This window comes from Burkholderia sp. HMSC10F09 (assembly GCF_001806955.1).
GTDB lineage: Bacteria > Pseudomonadota > Gammaproteobacteria > Burkholderiales > Burkholderiaceae > Burkholderia > Burkholderia multivorans.
In genome coordinates, this window is record NZ_KV786508.1 from 1 (window position 1) to 14,579 (window position 14,579).

The 14,579-nt window shown below is 66.7% G+C and carries 17 protein-coding genes; 3 read left to right on the forward strand and 14 right to left on the reverse strand.

Annotated elements, in window-relative coordinates:
• Nucleotides 1–34: 34 nt before the first annotated feature.
• Entirely contained in the window at nucleotides 35–1,684 is a 1,650-nt protein-coding gene (locus HMPREF3115_RS01850) for a methyl-accepting chemotaxis protein (protein ID WP_070553305.1), read from the reverse strand.
• A gap of 196 nt (nucleotides 1,685–1,880) precedes the next feature.
• On the opposite strand from HMPREF3115_RS01850, the gene HMPREF3115_RS01855 reads away from it, so the two are divergent.
• Nucleotides 1,881–2,171: a YciI family protein gene (locus tag HMPREF3115_RS01855; protein ID WP_006398209.1), complete on the forward strand. Its 291-nt coding sequence runs from the start codon at nucleotides 1,881–1,883 to the stop codon at nucleotides 2,169–2,171.
• A 169-nt stretch (nucleotides 2,172–2,340) separates the two neighbouring features.
• Here HMPREF3115_RS01855 and HMPREF3115_RS01860 read toward each other — a convergent pair whose 3' ends face one another.
• The 5 genes from HMPREF3115_RS01860 to HMPREF3115_RS01880 are packed head-to-tail and all read right to left on the reverse strand — an operon-like array spanning nucleotide 2,341 to nucleotide 6,417.
• Nucleotides 2,341–2,958 (reverse strand): SCO family protein, encoded by a 618-nt coding sequence (locus HMPREF3115_RS01860; RefSeq protein ID WP_070553306.1) that lies wholly within the window; start codon nucleotides 2,956–2,958, stop codon nucleotides 2,341–2,343.
• A gap of 18 nt (nucleotides 2,959–2,976) precedes the next feature.
• Nucleotides 2,977–3,879, reverse strand: coding sequence for a heme o synthase (cyoE, locus tag HMPREF3115_RS01865; RefSeq protein ID WP_012212666.1), 903 nt, complete (start codon nucleotides 3,877–3,879; stop codon nucleotides 2,977–2,979).
• A gap of 8 nt (nucleotides 3,880–3,887) precedes the next feature.
• Nucleotides 3,888–5,000 carry a COX15/CtaA family protein gene (locus HMPREF3115_RS01870; RefSeq protein ID WP_006412119.1) on the reverse strand — a complete coding sequence of 371 codons (1,113 nt, stop codon included), beginning with the start codon at nucleotides 4,998–5,000 and terminating at the stop codon, nucleotides 3,888–3,890.
• A 19-nt stretch (nucleotides 5,001–5,019) separates the two neighbouring features.
• Complete coding sequence (locus HMPREF3115_RS01875) at nucleotides 5,020–5,646, reverse strand: SCO family protein (protein WP_175835587.1); 627 nt, start codon at nucleotides 5,644–5,646, stop codon at nucleotides 5,020–5,022.
• Nucleotides 5,647–5,706: 60 nt separating this feature from the next.
• A complete protein-coding gene (locus tag HMPREF3115_RS01880) occupies nucleotides 5,707–6,417 on the reverse strand; it encodes an SURF1 family protein (protein ID WP_070553311.1) in 711 nt (236 codons plus the stop codon).
• An 84-nt stretch (nucleotides 6,418–6,501) separates the two neighbouring features.
• Here HMPREF3115_RS01880 and HMPREF3115_RS01885 point away from each other — a divergent pair, with 84 nt between their 5' ends.
• Nucleotides 6,502–6,711: a twin transmembrane helix small protein gene (locus HMPREF3115_RS01885; protein ID WP_006763330.1), complete on the forward strand. Its 210-nt coding sequence runs from the start codon at nucleotides 6,502–6,504 to the stop codon at nucleotides 6,709–6,711.
• Nucleotides 6,712–6,882: 171 nt separating this feature from the next.
• Here HMPREF3115_RS01885 and HMPREF3115_RS01890 read toward each other — a convergent pair whose 3' ends face one another.
• The 8 genes from HMPREF3115_RS01890 to HMPREF3115_RS01920 form a co-directional block, all read right to left on the reverse strand.
• Nucleotides 6,883–7,740: a cytochrome c oxidase subunit 3 gene (locus HMPREF3115_RS01890; RefSeq protein WP_006398202.1), complete on the reverse strand. Its 858-nt coding sequence runs from the start codon at nucleotides 7,738–7,740 to the stop codon at nucleotides 6,883–6,885.
• Nucleotides 7,741–7,870: 130 nt separating this feature from the next.
• Nucleotides 7,871–8,071 (reverse strand): DUF2970 domain-containing protein, encoded by a 201-nt coding sequence (locus tag HMPREF3115_RS01895; protein ID WP_006398201.1) that lies wholly within the window; start codon nucleotides 8,069–8,071, stop codon nucleotides 7,871–7,873.
• A gap of 16 nt (nucleotides 8,072–8,087) precedes the next feature.
• Nucleotides 8,088–8,699 carry a cytochrome c oxidase assembly protein gene (locus tag HMPREF3115_RS01900; RefSeq protein ID WP_006407032.1) on the reverse strand — a complete coding sequence of 204 codons (612 nt, stop codon included), beginning with the start codon at nucleotides 8,697–8,699 and terminating at the stop codon, nucleotides 8,088–8,090.
• Between the two features lie 35 nt (nucleotides 8,700–8,734).
• Nucleotides 8,735–8,875 carry a cytochrome oxidase small assembly protein gene (locus HMPREF3115_RS31430; protein WP_006398199.1) on the reverse strand — a complete coding sequence of 47 codons (141 nt, stop codon included), beginning with the start codon at nucleotides 8,873–8,875 and terminating at the stop codon, nucleotides 8,735–8,737.
• A gap of 70 nt (nucleotides 8,876–8,945) precedes the next feature.
• Nucleotides 8,946–10,553, reverse strand: a complete 1,608-nt coding sequence (gene ctaD, locus HMPREF3115_RS01905) for a cytochrome c oxidase subunit I (RefSeq protein WP_006398198.1) — start codon at nucleotides 10,551–10,553, stop codon at nucleotides 8,946–8,948.
• Between the two features lie 43 nt (nucleotides 10,554–10,596).
• Nucleotides 10,597–12,195 carry a cytochrome c oxidase subunit II gene (gene coxB, locus HMPREF3115_RS01910; RefSeq protein ID WP_070553308.1) on the reverse strand — a complete coding sequence of 533 codons (1,599 nt, stop codon included), beginning with the start codon at nucleotides 12,193–12,195 and terminating at the stop codon, nucleotides 10,597–10,599.
• Nucleotides 12,196–12,249: 54 nt separating this feature from the next.
• Nucleotides 12,250–12,774 (reverse strand): DUF2244 domain-containing protein, encoded by a 525-nt coding sequence (locus tag HMPREF3115_RS01915; RefSeq protein ID WP_012467715.1) that lies wholly within the window; start codon nucleotides 12,772–12,774, stop codon nucleotides 12,250–12,252.
• 195 nt (nucleotides 12,775–12,969) lie between these two features.
• The gene (locus tag HMPREF3115_RS01920; RefSeq protein ID WP_070553309.1) at nucleotides 12,970–13,935 is read right to left on the reverse strand and encodes a methyltransferase domain-containing protein; all 966 of its coding nucleotides are present in this window, start codon (nucleotides 13,933–13,935) and stop codon (nucleotides 12,970–12,972) included.
• 84 nt (nucleotides 13,936–14,019) lie between these two features.
• Between HMPREF3115_RS01920 and HMPREF3115_RS01925 the strand changes: the two genes are divergently transcribed.
• The coding region (locus HMPREF3115_RS01925) for a ComF family protein (protein WP_070553310.1) at nucleotides 14,020–14,579 on the forward strand (560 nt) is incomplete at its 3' end.

Below are 14,579 nucleotides of genomic sequence, written 5' to 3' on the forward strand. Positions count from 1 at the left end.
TCGCCGTGTCCCGATGCCCGTGGCACGCCGCGCGTCAGGCGGCGACCGTCTCGCTGCCGGCGTCGTGCCGCTCGATGGCCGGCTCGTCGGCGTGCGGACGCGCGGGACGCGACGCACGCGGCGCCGCTTCGGCCGAATCGCCGACACGGAACGCGCCGATCGCATCGCGCAGCCGCCCGGCCTGCTCCTGCAGCGACGCGGCCGCCGCGGCCGCCTGCTCGACGAGCGCCGCATTCTGCTGCGTGACCTGGTCCATCTGCGTGACCGCGCGTCCGACCTGCGTGATCCCGCTCGCCTGCTCCTCCGACGCGGCGGCGATCTCGCCCATGATGTCGGTCACGCGCGCGACCGCCTGCAGGATCTCGCCCATCGTCGTGCCGGCCTGGCCGACGAGCGTCGATCCGTTGCGCACGCGCTCGACCGAGTCGACGATCAGTTCGCGGATTTCCTTCGCGGCCGTCGCGCTGCGCTGCGCAAGCGAACGCACTTCGCCGGCGACGACCGCAAAGCCGCGCCCCTGCTCGCCCGCACGCGCCGCCTCGACGGCCGCGTTCAGCGCGAGGATGTTGGTCTGGAACGCGATGCCGTCGATCACGCCGATGATGTCGGCGATCTTGTGCGAGCTGTCGTCGATCTCGCCCATCGTGACGATCACGCGGCTCACGACGTCGTGGCCCGTGCGCGCGATCTCCGATGCGTTGTTCGCGAGCCCGCTCGCCTGCCGCGCGTTGTCCGCGTTCTGCTTCACGGTCGCCGTCAGCTGCTCCATGCTCGCGGCCGTTTCCTCTAGCGACGCGGCCTGCTCCTCGGTACGCTGCGAGAGATCGTCGTTGCCGGCCGCGATCTGGCGGCTCGCGGCCGCGATCGACTCGGCCGACTGCCGAATCCCGCGCATCGTCGCCTGCAGCCGCGCCTGCATGTCGCGCATCGCGGCCATCATGCTGGTGCGATCGCCGGCGCGCACCGGCACCGGCTGCGTCAGGTCGCCCTGCGCGATGCGCATCGCGAGCGCGGCCGCCGCATCGGGCTCGCCGCCGAGGCTGCCGCGCACGTTGCGGATGATCACGAACATCGCCGCGCTGATCAGGATGCCGATCACGAGCACGACGACGAGGTGGCCGGCGAGCGTCCGGTAGTAGACGGTATCGATGTCCTTCACGAACACGCCGCTCGAGATGTTCCAGTCCCACGGCGCGAAGCGCGTGACGTAGCTGATCTTCGGCACCGCGGTCTCGCTGTGCGGCAGCCGGCCGCGATATTCGGCGAAGCCGCTGCCGGTCGCCTTCGCGGCATTCAGGATCGTCACGAACAACGGCTTGCCGTCCGGGTCGAGATAATCGCCGACCTGCGTGCCGACGAGTTTCGGCAGCGTCGGATGCATCAGCACGACCGGCTTCGAATCCATCACGAAGACGTAGCCCGCGTCGCCGTAGCGCATCGCGGCGAGGCTCGCGAGCGCGTCGCGCTTCGCATCGGCCTCCGGCAGCGTGCCGCTCTGCGCGAGCGCGTAGTACGACTTCACGATGCCGGCCGCCGCGTCGACGAGATTCGTGATCCCTTCCTTGCGCTCGGTCAGCATCGTCGCGCGCGTTTCGTACGCGCTCCACGCGCCAACGCCGAGCAGACCGATCCATACCAGCGCAAGCGCGAGCCATAGCTTGCGATTCAAACTCATTCTGCTCATCGGAGGTGCCCTGTTGTCGATGTCGATGCGCGCGCAGGCCGCCGCGCGCAAACGGTTGCCCCCGTATTTACGGCAGTGGCGCTTACAACTTGAATACGACGCGGGCGCCCGGCACGACAGCGAACGCCCGCTGTGCTACAAAGGTCCGCTGGCCGGTGCGCGCAATGCGCCGGCGACACTCCGAGGCCATTTCGACATGTACGTCATCGACATCCACTACACCGCGTCGCTCGAGCGCATCGACGACGCGCTCGAACGCCACCGCGCGTATCTGCAGCCGCTGCTCGACAAGGGCATCTTCATCGCGGCCGGGCCGAAGGTGCCGCGCGCAGGCGGCGTGATCCTCGCGGCGCGCATCGATCGCGACGCGCTGGAAGCGATCCTGCAGACCGATCCGTTCGTCACCGAAGGGCTCGCGACCTATCGCGTGACGGAATTCCGCATCACGCGCGCGGCGACCGGCTTCAACGTGCCGGCGCTGCCGTAACGCGATACGGGCGATGCGCGCCGGCGCTGCCCCGCATGTACGGCGCGCATGCACCGACAAGGGCGATGAGCAAAAAGGCGGGAGAAAAAGAAGGAACGCGTGACGGCGCGTCGCGGCCGTCACGCGCCTGCCGGGTCGAACGCCCGGACAGGCACGGCATGCCGGCCGATCAGCCGATCAGCAGCTTCAGGTCGTGGACCCACGGGCCGGGGCCCTGGCCGTCGCGCACGAACAGGCGTAGCTTGCCGTCCCGATCGAACACGTAGCTCGCGGCCGTGTGATCCATCGTGTAGCTGCCCGGCGTCTTGCCGGGCACTTTCGCGTAATAGACGCGGAAATCCTTCGTCACCTTCTTCAGCTGCGCGTCGTCGGCCGGACGCAGCCCGATGAACGATGGATCGAACGCGGGCACATACTGGCCGAGCAGCGCGGGCGTGTCGCGCTCGGGATCGACCGTCACGAACAGCACCTGCACGCGCTTCGCGGCATCGGGCCCGAGCTGCTTCAGCGCTTCGGACAATTCGGCCATCGTCGTCGGGCACACGTCAGGGCAGTGCGTATAGCCGAAGAACATCACGACGGCCTTGCCCTTGAAGTCGGCGAGCGTGCGCACCTTGCCGGTCGTGTCGGGCAACGCGAAATCGCTGCCGAACTGCGTGTTGCCGGTGATGTCGAGATTCTGGAATTTCGGCGCGTTGTCGCAGGCGGCGAGCAGCAGCGCCGCCGCGAATGCGCAGACGAGCGCCCAGCGCTGGCGCGCGCGGCGCCCGAACCATGAGTGGAGCATTGCGTTCAAACCGTGCGGTTACACGCCGAGCAGCGGGCGCGCGTAGTGATCGGCGAGCAGCGCGGCAAACAGCAGCGACAGATAGACGATCGAATAACGGAAGGCCTTGCGGGCGAGTTCGTCCGAATAGTCGCGGTAGATCTTCCACGCATACGCGAGGAACACCGCGCCGAGCAGCACCGCGCTCGTCAGGTAGACGGCGCCGCTCATCCCCGAGATGAACGGCATCATCGTGACTGCAAACAGGATCACCGTGTAGAGCAGGATGTGCAGCCGCGTGAACTTCTCGCCGTGCGTGACGGGCAGCATCGGCAGGCCCGCGTTTTCGTAATCCTTGCGGCGATACAGCGCGAGCACCCAGAAATGCGGCGGCGTCCACACGAAGATGATCAGCACGAGGATCCACGCGTCGCCCGGCACGGCGCCCGTGACCGCCGCCCAGCCGAGCGCCGGCGGCATCGCACCCGACGCGCCGCCGATCACGATGTTCTGTGGCGTCATCGGCTTGAGCAGCAGCGTGTAGATCACCGCGTAGCCGACGAAGGTCGCGATCGTCAGCCACATCGTCAGCGCGTTCGTGAACGTGTAGAGCGTCCATGCGCCGAGGCTGCCGAGCACGGCCGAGAACAGCAGGATCTGCGGCGTCGTGATCTCGCCGCGCGCGGACGGGCGCCACGCGGTGCGGCGCATCATCGCGTCGACCTTCTGTTCGACGAGGCAGTTGATCGCAAAGGCGGCGCCGGCCAGCAGCCAGATGCCGACCGTGCCGCCGATCAGCACATGCCACGGCACCATGCCCGGCGTCGCGAGGAACATGCCGATCACCGCGCAGAACACCGCAAGCTGCGTGACACGCGGCTTCGTCAGCGCCATGTACTGGGAAAAGCGGCTACCGGGCGATTGGGAGAGGGTGCTTTGCATGGGGACGGTCACGCCGCGGCGGCGTCGCGCGCAGGCTGCACGACACGGCCGGGGCGGCTTGAAAGGATGCGAAAGTTTAACATGACGACGAGCAGCAGCAGGATCGCGGCGCCGCCGTTGTGCGCGACCGCGACCGGCAGCGGCCACTGCAGCACGATGTTGGTCAGGCCCGTCACGAACTGCAGCACGACGACCAGCAGCACGCCGTTCGCGGGCCGCCGCAGCGACGCGAAGCGGCGCATCTTCAGCGCGAACGCGATCAGATACGCGACGACGACGAACGCGAACGTCCGGTGCGTCCAGTGGATCGCGACGAGCGCGTCCTGCGTGATCGCCTCGCCGTCGCGCGTCATCCCGAGCGCGCGCCACAGATGGAAGCCCTGCTCGAAGTTCATCGGCGGAATCCACTGGCCGTTGCAGGTCGGGAAGTCGGTGCAGGCAAGCACTGCGTAGTTCGTGCTGACCCAGCCGCCGAGCGCGATCTGCACGACGAGCAGCACGAGCGCCGCGAGCGCGGCCGCACGATAGCGGCCGGCTTCCGGGTCGTGCGCGGGCAGCGGCGTCTGGCGCGCGGCGAGCCAGCCGAGCGTGCCAAGCAGCGTGAGGCCGAGCAGCAGGTGCGTCGTGACGATCACCGGCTGCAGCTTCATCGTGACCGTCCACGCACCGAAGATGCCCTGCACGACGATCAGCAGCAGCAGGCTCGTCGGCCACCACGGCGACACGTGCAGCGGGCGGCGGCGCAGCTTCGCGGACCACGCGATCACGACCTGCGCGATGATCAGCACGCCGATCGCCATCGCGAAATAGCGGTGGATCATCTCGATCCACGCCTTCGTCATGCTGACGGGGCCGGTCGGCATCGCCTGGTGCGCTGCCGTGATCGCCGCATGCGCGATGAACGGCGACGACGTGCCGTAGCAGCCGGGCCAGTCGGGGCAGCCGAGGCCCGAATCGGTCAGCCGCGTGAAGCCGCCGAACATCACGAGGTCGAGCGTCAGGAAGGTGGTGACCCACACGAGCTTGCGGAACTTGTCGTCGTCGGCCTTCACCCACACGTACGACAGCGGCAGCAGCGCGATGCAGATGCCGATCAGGCCGAGTTGCAGCAAATAGGACATGGTGCCTCGTCGTGTCGAGTTAACCGATGCTCGACCACTTCAGCAGCTTCGTGACGTCCGTCTTGATCTTGCTGGGGTTCGGGTCTTTCGGGAAACGCATCATCAGATTGCCGTTCGGGTCGACCAGGTACAGATGGTCGGTATCCTGCGTGCCGGTATCGGCCGGCAGCCACGCGGCGACCGCAGCCGGATCGGCGACGAGGCGCCGTGTATCCGGATACGCGTCGAGCACCTTCTGCGGGACCGCGCCCGCATCGCTGCGCAGCCACACCATCGTGATCCGGTGCCGCTCGCCCGCCTGCGTGACGCGGATCTGCCGCATGAAATAGAGCTTCTTCACGCACGCTTCGTCGCAGGCGCTGCGGTCGGTCATCACGAACAGCCACACGCCGCGCAGCGACGCGAGCGGCACCTGCTTGCCGGTCTCGTCGGTCACGACGAGGTTCGCCGGAATCGGCCGCTGCGGCTCGATCAGCGTGCCGTAGTTGGTCGAGCCGCCCTTCGGCTTGATCACGTAGTAGGTGAAGTAGGACGCGAGCATCGGCGCCGCACAGACGAGCGCGAGCAGCACGAGCATCCAGCGGCCGCGCTTGCGGGCCGCCGGCGAAACCGGCGTGGCCGCCGGATCCCGACGGGAAGATTGGATCGACAAATCAGACCTCTCGAAACGAACGCGCGGCGCAGGCGCCGCGTCCGGGCATCGCGCTCACGCGCCGGCCGATTTCTTCGCCGCACGCCGCGCCGCGTACAGGCCGAAACCGAGCGCGGCCGCCGCCATGCCCCACCACTGAAACATGTAACCGTAATTGCGCTCGACGCCGGTCGTCGCCGCCGGCCAGTCGCGCACGAGCTTGTCGCCGTCGTCGCTCGTCTGCTGGATCACGAACGGCTGCAGCGGCAGCCCGGTTTCCTTCGCATACGCGGCGACGTCCAGGTTCTGCCGAATCTTCTGATGCGGCGCGGAACCGCCTTCGCCGAGTTCGAACGCGCGCGATGCGTCGGCGCGCGCGATGCCTTCGATCTCGATGTCGCCGGCCGGCGTGGCGAACGGCTCGATCGCGGTGCGATCCGCGATGTTGCGCGGCAGCCAGCCGCGATTGACCAGCACGTAGCCGCCGCCCGTGAGTTTAAACGGCATCACGACGTAAAAGCCTGGCTGGTCGTTATACGGCCGATTGTCGAGGAACACCGCTTGCTCGGGAATGAAGCGGCCCTTCGCGCGGACGCGGTGAAACTCGATCTCCGCGAGCGGAATCGGCTGCGCGCCGACGTCGACGGGCGCCGCGTGCTCGTAGCGCACGATGTTCGCCTGCAACGCTTCCTTCTGGTGTGCGCGGTCGCGCTGCCAGAAGCCGAGCCGGATCGTGACCGCGACGACGGCGAGAATCAGCAGCGCAGGCAGCCAGCGGATCTTCATCGCACTGCCCGCGAGGCGCACGCGCAAAAGCGAAGTGCGATAATTATCCTCTTCCTTTCGAATTGCCGTCGTCCGGCTCGTGTCATGCACATACTCGTTCCCATCGCCTTCGTCCTCATCATTGCCAGCATGGGCTCGGCGCTCTATTTCATGATGCACGACCGCGGCCATACGAAGCGCATGGTCTGGTCGCTCGCCACCCGCGTCGGGCTGTCGATCTCGCTGTTCCTGTTCATCCTGTTCGCGAACTGGATGGGCTGGATCCATTCGACCGGGCTGCCGATCGGACGTTGATGCCGCCGTGGCCACTGTGGCATTTCGCCGCATCGCCGCGCCGCCAAGCAAAAGCGCCGCCTGACTGAGTCGCGGCGGCGCCGGGGCGGTGCTGATCGCCGGCAGCCAGCCGCTGCCCCGTCCGCACCAATGAAAACGGCCCGCGCATCGCTGCGCGGGCCGTTCGTCCATTTACAGCCAGTAGACGACGACGTACAGGCCGAGCCAGACGACGTCGACGAAGTGCCAGTACCACGCGGCGCCTTCGAACGCGAAGTGATGATCGGGCTTGAAGTGGCCGCGGATCATCCGCACCAGCACGACCGCGAGCATCGTGCCGCCGAGGAACACGTGGAAGCCGTGGAAGCCCGTCAGCAGGAAGAACGTCGAGCCGTAGATGCCCGAGCCGAGCGTCAGGTTCAGTTCGTTGTACGCGTGGAAGTACTCGAAACCCTGCAGGAACAGGAAGCAGACGCCGAGCACGAGCGTTGCCGCGAGCCATGCGATCGCCTTCTTGCGGTGATCGTCGCGCAGCGCGTGGTGCGACACCGTCAGCGTCGCGCCCGACGACAGCAGCAGCGCGGTGTTCAGCGTCGGGATCGGCCACGGGCCCATCGTCTTGAAGTGACCGGCGAGCGCGGCCGGGCCTTCGTTCGGCCACACGGCGGAGAAATCCGGCCAGATCAGCTTGTAGTCGAGGCTGCCGAGCTGATGCAGCGCGATTTCGCGCGCATAGAACAGCGCGCCGAAGAACGCGCCGAAGAACATGACTTCCGAGAAGATGAACCAGCTCATGCTCCAGCGGTACGACTTGTCGACGTTCTTGCCGTAGTGCCCGCCTTCGGACTCGGCGATCGAATCGCCGAACCAGTGGTACAGCGTGAAGAGCAGCCACAGCAGGCCGAGCAGCGCCGTGTACGGTGCCCAGTCATGACCGTTGATCCACAGCGCCACCGACCCGAGCATGACCAGCAGGCCGACGGCCGCGCTGATCGGATGCTGCGACGGATGCGGCACGAAATAGTACGGGGTCTGGTTTTGACCGCTCATGCTTGATTCTCCACTTCAGTCCAATTTGTGTACCGGAAACCGCTCCGGCTTTATTTCTTGCGCGGCGCGACCGCCGCCGCTCTTTCCTGCACGCGGCGCCGTGGCACCGCGCATTGCATCGTTCCGTCCGTCAGCCGACCACCGCGCGCACGATCAGGATCAACACGCCGATGAACGCGGCCGCGGCGAGCAGCGCGACGATCAGCACGTGCAGCGGATTGAGCTGCGTCGCGTCGGCTTCGAGATCGCGTCGCTTGCGCACGCCGAAAAACGACCACAGCACCGCTCTGAGCGCCTGGCCGAACCCGCCGCTGCGCGTGGGCTCCGTCATCGTCCCGCCTCCGTCGTCATGCATCCGGCTTCGCCGCCGCACGCTGCGCGGACGTTCCGGGCGCGGCCGGCGCTGCGACTGCCGGCGTATTCAGTTCGAAGAACGTGTACGACAACGTGATCGTCTTCACGTCCTTCGGCAACTTCGGATCGATCACGAACACCACCGGCATCTTGCGCGACTCGTTTGCGGCCAGCGTCTGCTGCGTGAAGCAAAAGCACTCGATCTTCTTGAAGAACTCCGTCGCCTGCTTCGGCGCGTAGCTCGGAATCGCCTGCGCGACGACCGGCCGGCCCTGCCCGTTCGTCACGTCGTACACGATCGTCGTCAGCTCGCCCGGATGCACGTCGAGGCTGTTGTGCTCCGGCTTGAAGCCGAGCGGCCCGCGCGCATTCGCATCGAACTCGACCGACACCGTCCGGCTGGTGTCGACCTGCGTGTTCTTCGCCTCGCGCTCGCTGACGTCGCGCTGCAACAGATTGTTGATGCCCGTGACCTGACAGATCGCGCGATACATCGGAATCAGTGCGAAGCCGAACCCGAACATCAGCGCGGCGACGACGAACAGCTTCACCAGCATCGAACGGTTGAACGCGCGATCGGCGGCGCCCGCTTCCGGCTTCGACATACGACAACTTCCTCGCTACTGCATCGGTTTCTGCGTCAGTGAGTGGACAGCCACCACTGCTTGATCACGACACCCACAAAAAAGACGGCGACGATCACGAGCAGGATCAGGCCGAGCCGCTTGTTGCCCGCGCGGATCTGCTCGGGCGTACGTCTTTGTTGTGGATTCCGGGTCATCTGATACTTCGGTTCGGGCGTCCGCCGCGCCTGCCTGCGCGGCAGGCAGCGGCGGAACGCGCGGTGAAACTTACTCGACGTGCGGCGGTTGCTCGAACGTGTGGAACGGAGCCGGGCTCGGCACCGTCCACTCGAGGCCGGTCGCGCCGTCCCACGGCTTGTCCGACGCCTTCTCCAGCTCGCCGCCGCCACGGTAGGCCGGCAGCACGACCGCGAACAGGAAGTACACCTGCGCGAGGCCGAAGCCGAATGCGCCGATCGTCGCGACCTGGTTGAAGTCCGTGAACTGCGCCGGGTAGTCCGCATAGCGGCGCGGCATGCCCGCGAGGCCGACGAAGTGCATCGGGAAGAACGTCAGGTTGAAGAAGATCATCGACGCCCAGAAGTGGATCTTGCCGCGCGTCTCGTTGTACATCCAGCCCGTCCACTTCGGCGACCAGTAGTACCAGCCCGAGAACAGCGCGAACAGCGAACCCGCGACCAGCACGTAGTGGAAGTGCGCGACCACGAAGTAGGTGCCGTGATACTGGATGTCGAGCGGCGCCATCGCGAGCATCAGGCCCGTCAGGCCGCCGAACGTGAACACGAACAGGAAGCCGATCGCGAACAGCATCGGGGTTTCGAACGTCATCGAACCGCGCCACATCGTCGCGAGCCAGTTGAACACCTTCACACCCGTCGGCACCGCGATCAGCATCGTCGCGTACATGAAGAACAGCTGACCGGTGACCGGCATGCCGGTCGCGAACATGTGGTGCGCCCAGACCATGAACGACAGGATCGCGATGGAGGCCGTCGCGTACACCATCGAGCTATAGCCGAACAGCGTCTTGCGCGAGAACGCCGGGATCACCTGCGACACGATGCCGAACGCCGGCAGAATCATGATGTACACCTCGGGGTGGCCGAAGAACCAGAAGATGTGCTGGTACATGACCGGGTCGCCGCCGCCTGCCGCGTTGAAGAACGACGTGCCGAAGTGACGGTCGAACAGCACCATCGTGATCGCGCCAGCCAGCACCGGCATCACGGCGATCAGCAGGTACGCGGTGATCAGCCAGGTCCACGCGAACATCGGCATCTTCATCAGCGTCATGCCCGGCGCGCGCATGTTCAGGATCGTCACGACGATGTTGATGCCGCCCATGATCGACGACGCGCCCATGATGTGCACCGCGAAGATCGCGAAGTCCATGCCCGGGCCCATCTGCGTCGACAGCGGCGCGTACAGCGTCCAGCCGGCGGCCGTCGCGCCGCCCGGCGCGAAGAACGAGCCGACCAGCAGCACCGCCGCGACCGGCAGCAGCCAGAAGCTGAAGTTGTTCATCCGCGCGAACGCCATGTCGGACGCGCCGATCTGCAGCGGAATCATCCAGTTCGCGAAGCCGACGAACGCCGGCATGATCGCGCCGAACACCATGATCAGGCCGTGCATCGTCGTGAGTTCGTTGAAGAACTCCGGACGCATGATCTGCAGGCCGGGCTGGAACAGCTCGGCACGGATGCCGAGCGCCATCACGCCGCCCGACAGGAACATGATGAACGAGAACAGCAGGTACAGCGTACCGATGTCCTTGTGGTTGGTGGCGAACAGCCAGCGCCGCCAGCCGTGCGGCGTTTCGTGCGCGTGGTCGTCGTGCGCGTGGCCCGCGGCTACGTCGTGCCCGATGCTAGACATGAGAATCTCCTAATGCGAATACGTCGACAAACTCGGCGACACGTCAAGCCGCCGGCCCGATCTCGACCCGCCGGGCTTCCTTCGCGTCTGCCCCGCCCGTGATCGTTTCCGGCTTTTTGAGAATGATGCGGTCTTCCGCCACGCCCGCCGCCTTCAGCGCGTCGCGCACGGCCTGCGCCCGATGCTTGGCCAGTTCGGCGTTCGCGTCGGCCGAGCCCGTCTTGTCGGTGAAGCCCGACAGCGTGAGCTTCGCGTCCGGATGCGCGTTCGCATAGTCGGCCGCTGCGGCGATCGCCGCTTTCGCGTCGGCCGGCAGCGCGCTCTTGCCCGTCTCGAAGTAGATCGTCGACAGCGCAGCCGATGCCGCCGGCTGTTGCGCCGCGCCCGACGCGGCCTGCGCCGGCGCCGAAGCCGCTTCGGCCGGTGCCGATGCGGTCGCTGCGCCGCCCGCGGTGTCTTCCGGCATCTTGCCGTTGCGCGCGTCGGCCACTTGCTTCGGCTGCAGCAGATCGTTCTTGTGGTTACCCCACGAATTGCGCTCGTACGTGACGACCGACGCAATGTCGAGATCCGACAGCGATGCCCACGACGGCATCGCACCCTTGCCGTGCAGCACGCGCTCGAGGTGGCCGGCGATCGGGCCGTTCACGATCGGGCTGCCGTCCATCGCCGGGAAGGCGCCGAGGCCCTTGCCGTTCACCTGGTGGCATGCCGCGCAGTTCGCCTTGTAGACTTCCTCGCCGTGCGCGACGAGTTCGGCCATCGTATAGACCTTGTTCGGATCGACTGCCGCGCCGGCGAGCTTCGCCTTCTGCGCGCCGACCCACTTCGCGTAGTCGTCGTCCGACAGCACTTCGACGACGACCGGCATGTACGCGTGCTCCTTGCCGCACAGTTCGGTACAGAAGCCGCGGAACGTGCCGACCTTGTCGGCCTTGAACCAGGTGTCGCGCACGAAGCCCGGAATCGCGTCCTGCTTCACGCCGAACGCGGGCACGTACCACGAGTGCACGACGTCGTTCGCGGTCGTGATGATGCGGATCTTCTTGTTGACCGGCACGACGAGCGGATTGTCGACTTCCTGCAGATAGGTTTCGGTGATCGGCTTCTTGCCCATCACTTCGTCGCGCGGCGTCGTGAGCGTCGACAGGAAGCTGATGCCCTCGCCCGGGCCCTTCACGTAGTCGTAACCCCACTTCCACTGATAACCGGTGACCTTGATCGTCAGGTCGGCGTTGGTCGTATCCTTCATCGCGACGACGGCCTTCGTGGCCGGCAGCGCCATCAGCACGACGATGATGAACGGCACGATCGTCCAGATGATTTCGACGGTCGTGCTTTCATGGAAATTGGCGGCCTTGTGGCCCTTGGATTTGCGGTGCGCGAAGATCGAATAGAACATCACGCCGAACACGCCGACGAAGATCACCGTACAGAGGATCAGCATCATCGTGTGGAGATCGTAGAGCTCCTCGGCGATCTTCGTGACGGGCGGCTGCAGGTTGATCTCGTTGACGCGGGGGCCGCCCGGGCTGTCACCGACCGCCAGAGCGGCACCGGCAAAGAGCAATCCGCTGCATGCCAGCACGCCCGTGAGGGCTCGCTTGATTGTTTTCATAGCATCCTTACCCAAAATTTCCATTCAAACCCTCCCCCGTCGCAAGCCGCCTGCGGTTGCCTCCCGGCGAGCGCTTCATCAGCCGCAGCGCCGGAGCGCTACGCGCAGTTCGTCGGCGAACTGCGCACGCTTGTACTGCGCGAGATGCTGCCCGATTACGACGGTCTGCCCGCGCGACACCAGCCGAATCGGATCGCGTGGCGTCGCGCCCGGTTCGACCCGCACCCAGCGCGGGTTGAATTCGATCTGCGTGAACCGCTCCGCATCCATCCGCTCGATCACGAGCCGGTGCGGAAACAGCCTGATGCGCTCGTAATCGACCGCATGGCGGGCATAGATCGCAAACGCGACGCCCACGACCAGCAGCTCGATTCCGGTGAAGGGCATGACGAGCCATACCCCACGCCACATCAGCAATGCCGCAATCGCCAGCGAGAAGCATGCGAGCGACGCGTAAAACAGCACGAACTGGCGCGGCGACACCGAACAGTTGCGCTTCATGAGCCAGTCCTTCAGGACCGGTTCGCCATTCGCCGTCTCCGCCAACACCCTCGCTGCTTCCATCGCCGCCTCACGCGAATGGCATGCGATGCATGCCTGCATCGGACTTGCCGCCCCGTATTGCGGGGACCCCGGGACGACAAGCTGACGCATTATAGGCGGGTTCAATGGCATCCACAAGCAAGCGCCTATCGGCCCGCGAGCCAAGCGCGACAAGCTTTCCGGCCATTTCCGGCGTCAATTCGACCCCGCTTCACGCCGCTAATTTCAGACATAACAAAACCCCTCTTTACCGCCTTACCGATTCTTCGGACGCCCCTTTCCGATGTCTTCGATACGCACGATCCCGTGCCCTTCCGGCGTCGTGCGCGGCACCGCCTTCCAGGCGTGGCCGTAGATCACTTCGAACGTCAGCGGGATCGTGCCGTCCGCGCGGCGGCGCGCTTCCAGCGCGTTCGCGAGCGCGTCGCGAAAGCGCCGCGACGCGTGCAGCGGCGCCGTGCGCGCAAACGGATACGCGCCCCAGCGGCGCACGTCGGCGAGCAGCGATTCGGCAGACTTGTACGTGACGGTCAGCACTTCCTGATCCATCACGGGGATCTCGAAGCCGCTTTCGACGAGCATGTCGCCGAGATCGTGCATGTCGACGAAATCGATCACGCGTGCGGCCGCCGGCGCGATGCCGAGCGCCGCTTCCGCGTCCGCGCAGGCGGCACGCAGTTCGCGCAGCGTGTCGGGGCCGAGCGTGCTGAACATCAGCAGGCCGTTCACGCGCAGCACGCGCTGCCATTCGGGGAACACCGTGTCGGGACGCGAATGCCAGTGGAGCGCGAGATTCGACCAGACCAGCTCGAATCCGCCGGCCGCGAACGGCAGCGCCGAGAAATCGGCCTGCGCGACGCGCGGCCCGCGCTGTCCGAGCGCCCGGCCCAGCGATGCAGGAAGCCAGCGGCGCCAGCTCGTCTGCTCGAGCTCGCGCTGCGCGGCGCGCGCGAGCATCGCGTGCGACAGGTCGACGCCGAACACCGGCGCCTCGGGGAACCGCGCGCGCAGCGCCGGCAGGTCGTCGCCCGCGCCGCAGCCCGCGTCGAGCACGGCCGTCGGATTCACCTTGATGTATTCGAGGCGTTCGCACATGCGCTGCGCGATCTCGCGCGGCAGGAACGCAACCGCGTCGAACGCGGCGGCACGGCGATCGAAGATCCGCCGCAGGCGCCGTGCGTCATTGGCCGGACGGCCGGTTGGAGTCGAAGCTGGGGACATGTCGGGCACACTGGCGAAGAGCCCGAAGTATACTCGCTCGCCCTGCACGCTTCAGCGAAGCCGGGGCCGCAAGGAGTGTTCGCGATGGTCCGCCGTTCCGTTCCGCATCCGCTGCGCGTCGTTTTGTCGCAGGTCGGTCAGCTCGCCGCGCGCATCGCCGCGGCTGCGCTGCCGAACCGCTGCGCACTGTGCGGCAATTTGTCACATGCCGTGATATGCGCCGCCTGCGACGCCGCGTACTGGAACGAAGCGCGGCTGCGCTGCGCCGTCTGCGCGATGCCGCTCGGCGCGCGGCGGCCGCGTTCGCGCGGCGCGCACGCGTATCGGTGCGACGCGTGCCGCAATGCGGCGCCGCCGTTCGATGCGACGCTCGCGCTCGCCGACTACCGGCCGCCGCTCGACCGGCTCGCGCGCGATCTGAAGTTCCATGCACGGCTCGCGCTCGGCACGGAATTCGCGGCGCGGCTCGCGCGGCTGATCGACGACACGCCCGGCGCCGGTGCGATCGACGTCGTCGCGCCGGTGCCGCTGTCGCGCAGCCGCCTCGTGCGGCGCGGCTACAACCAGGCCTGGGCGATCGCGCGGCCGCTGGCGCGGCGGCTCGGCGTGCGCGCCGACGCCGCGCTGCTCGTGCGCGTGGCCGA

What these genes read in the sequence shown, in the direction of transcription:
- HMPREF3115_RS01850 (WP_070553305.1), bottom strand. Translation starts at nt 1,684, where the DNA reads ATGAGCAGAATGAGTTTGAATCGCAAGCTATGGCTCGCGCTTGCGCTG.
- HMPREF3115_RS01855 (WP_006398209.1), top strand. Translation starts at nt 1,881, where the DNA reads ATGTACGTCATCGACATCCACTACACCGCGTCGCTCGAGCGCATCGAC.
- HMPREF3115_RS01860 (WP_070553306.1), bottom strand. Translation starts at nt 2,958, where the DNA reads ATGCTCCACTCATGGTTCGGGCGCCGCGCGCGCCAGCGCTGGGCGCTC.
- cyoE (WP_012212666.1), bottom strand. Translation starts at nt 3,879, where the DNA reads ATGCAAAGCACCCTCTCCCAATCGCCCGGTAGCCGCTTTTCCCAGTAC.
- HMPREF3115_RS01870 (WP_006412119.1), bottom strand. Translation starts at nt 5,000, where the DNA reads ATGTCCTATTTGCTGCAACTCGGCCTGATCGGCATCTGCATCGCGCTG.
- HMPREF3115_RS01880 (WP_070553311.1), bottom strand. Translation starts at nt 6,417, where the DNA reads ATGAAGATCCGCTGGCTGCCTGCGCTGCTGATTCTCGCCGTCGTCGCG.
- HMPREF3115_RS01885 (WP_006763330.1), top strand. Translation starts at nt 6,502, where the DNA reads ATGCACATACTCGTTCCCATCGCCTTCGTCCTCATCATTGCCAGCATG.
- HMPREF3115_RS01890 (WP_006398202.1), bottom strand. Translation starts at nt 7,740, where the DNA reads ATGAGCGGTCAAAACCAGACCCCGTACTATTTCGTGCCGCATCCGTCG.
- HMPREF3115_RS01895 (WP_006398201.1), bottom strand. Translation starts at nt 8,071, where the DNA reads ATGACGGAGCCCACGCGCAGCGGCGGGTTCGGCCAGGCGCTCAGAGCG.
- HMPREF3115_RS01900 (WP_006407032.1), bottom strand. Translation starts at nt 8,699, where the DNA reads ATGTCGAAGCCGGAAGCGGGCGCCGCCGATCGCGCGTTCAACCGTTCG.
- HMPREF3115_RS31430 (WP_006398199.1), bottom strand. Translation starts at nt 8,875, where the DNA reads ATGACCCGGAATCCACAACAAAGACGTACGCCCGAGCAGATCCGCGCG.
- ctaD (WP_006398198.1), bottom strand. Translation starts at nt 10,553, where the DNA reads ATGTCTAGCATCGGGCACGACGTAGCCGCGGGCCACGCGCACGACGAC.
- coxB (WP_070553308.1), bottom strand. Translation starts at nt 12,195, where the DNA reads ATGGAAATTTTGGGTAAGGATGCTATGAAAACAATCAAGCGAGCCCTC.
- HMPREF3115_RS01915 (WP_012467715.1), bottom strand. Translation starts at nt 12,774, where the DNA reads ATGCAGGCATGCATCGCATGCCATTCGCGTGAGGCGGCGATGGAAGCA.
- HMPREF3115_RS01920 (WP_070553309.1), bottom strand. Translation starts at nt 13,935, where the DNA reads ATGTCCCCAGCTTCGACTCCAACCGGCCGTCCGGCCAATGACGCACGG.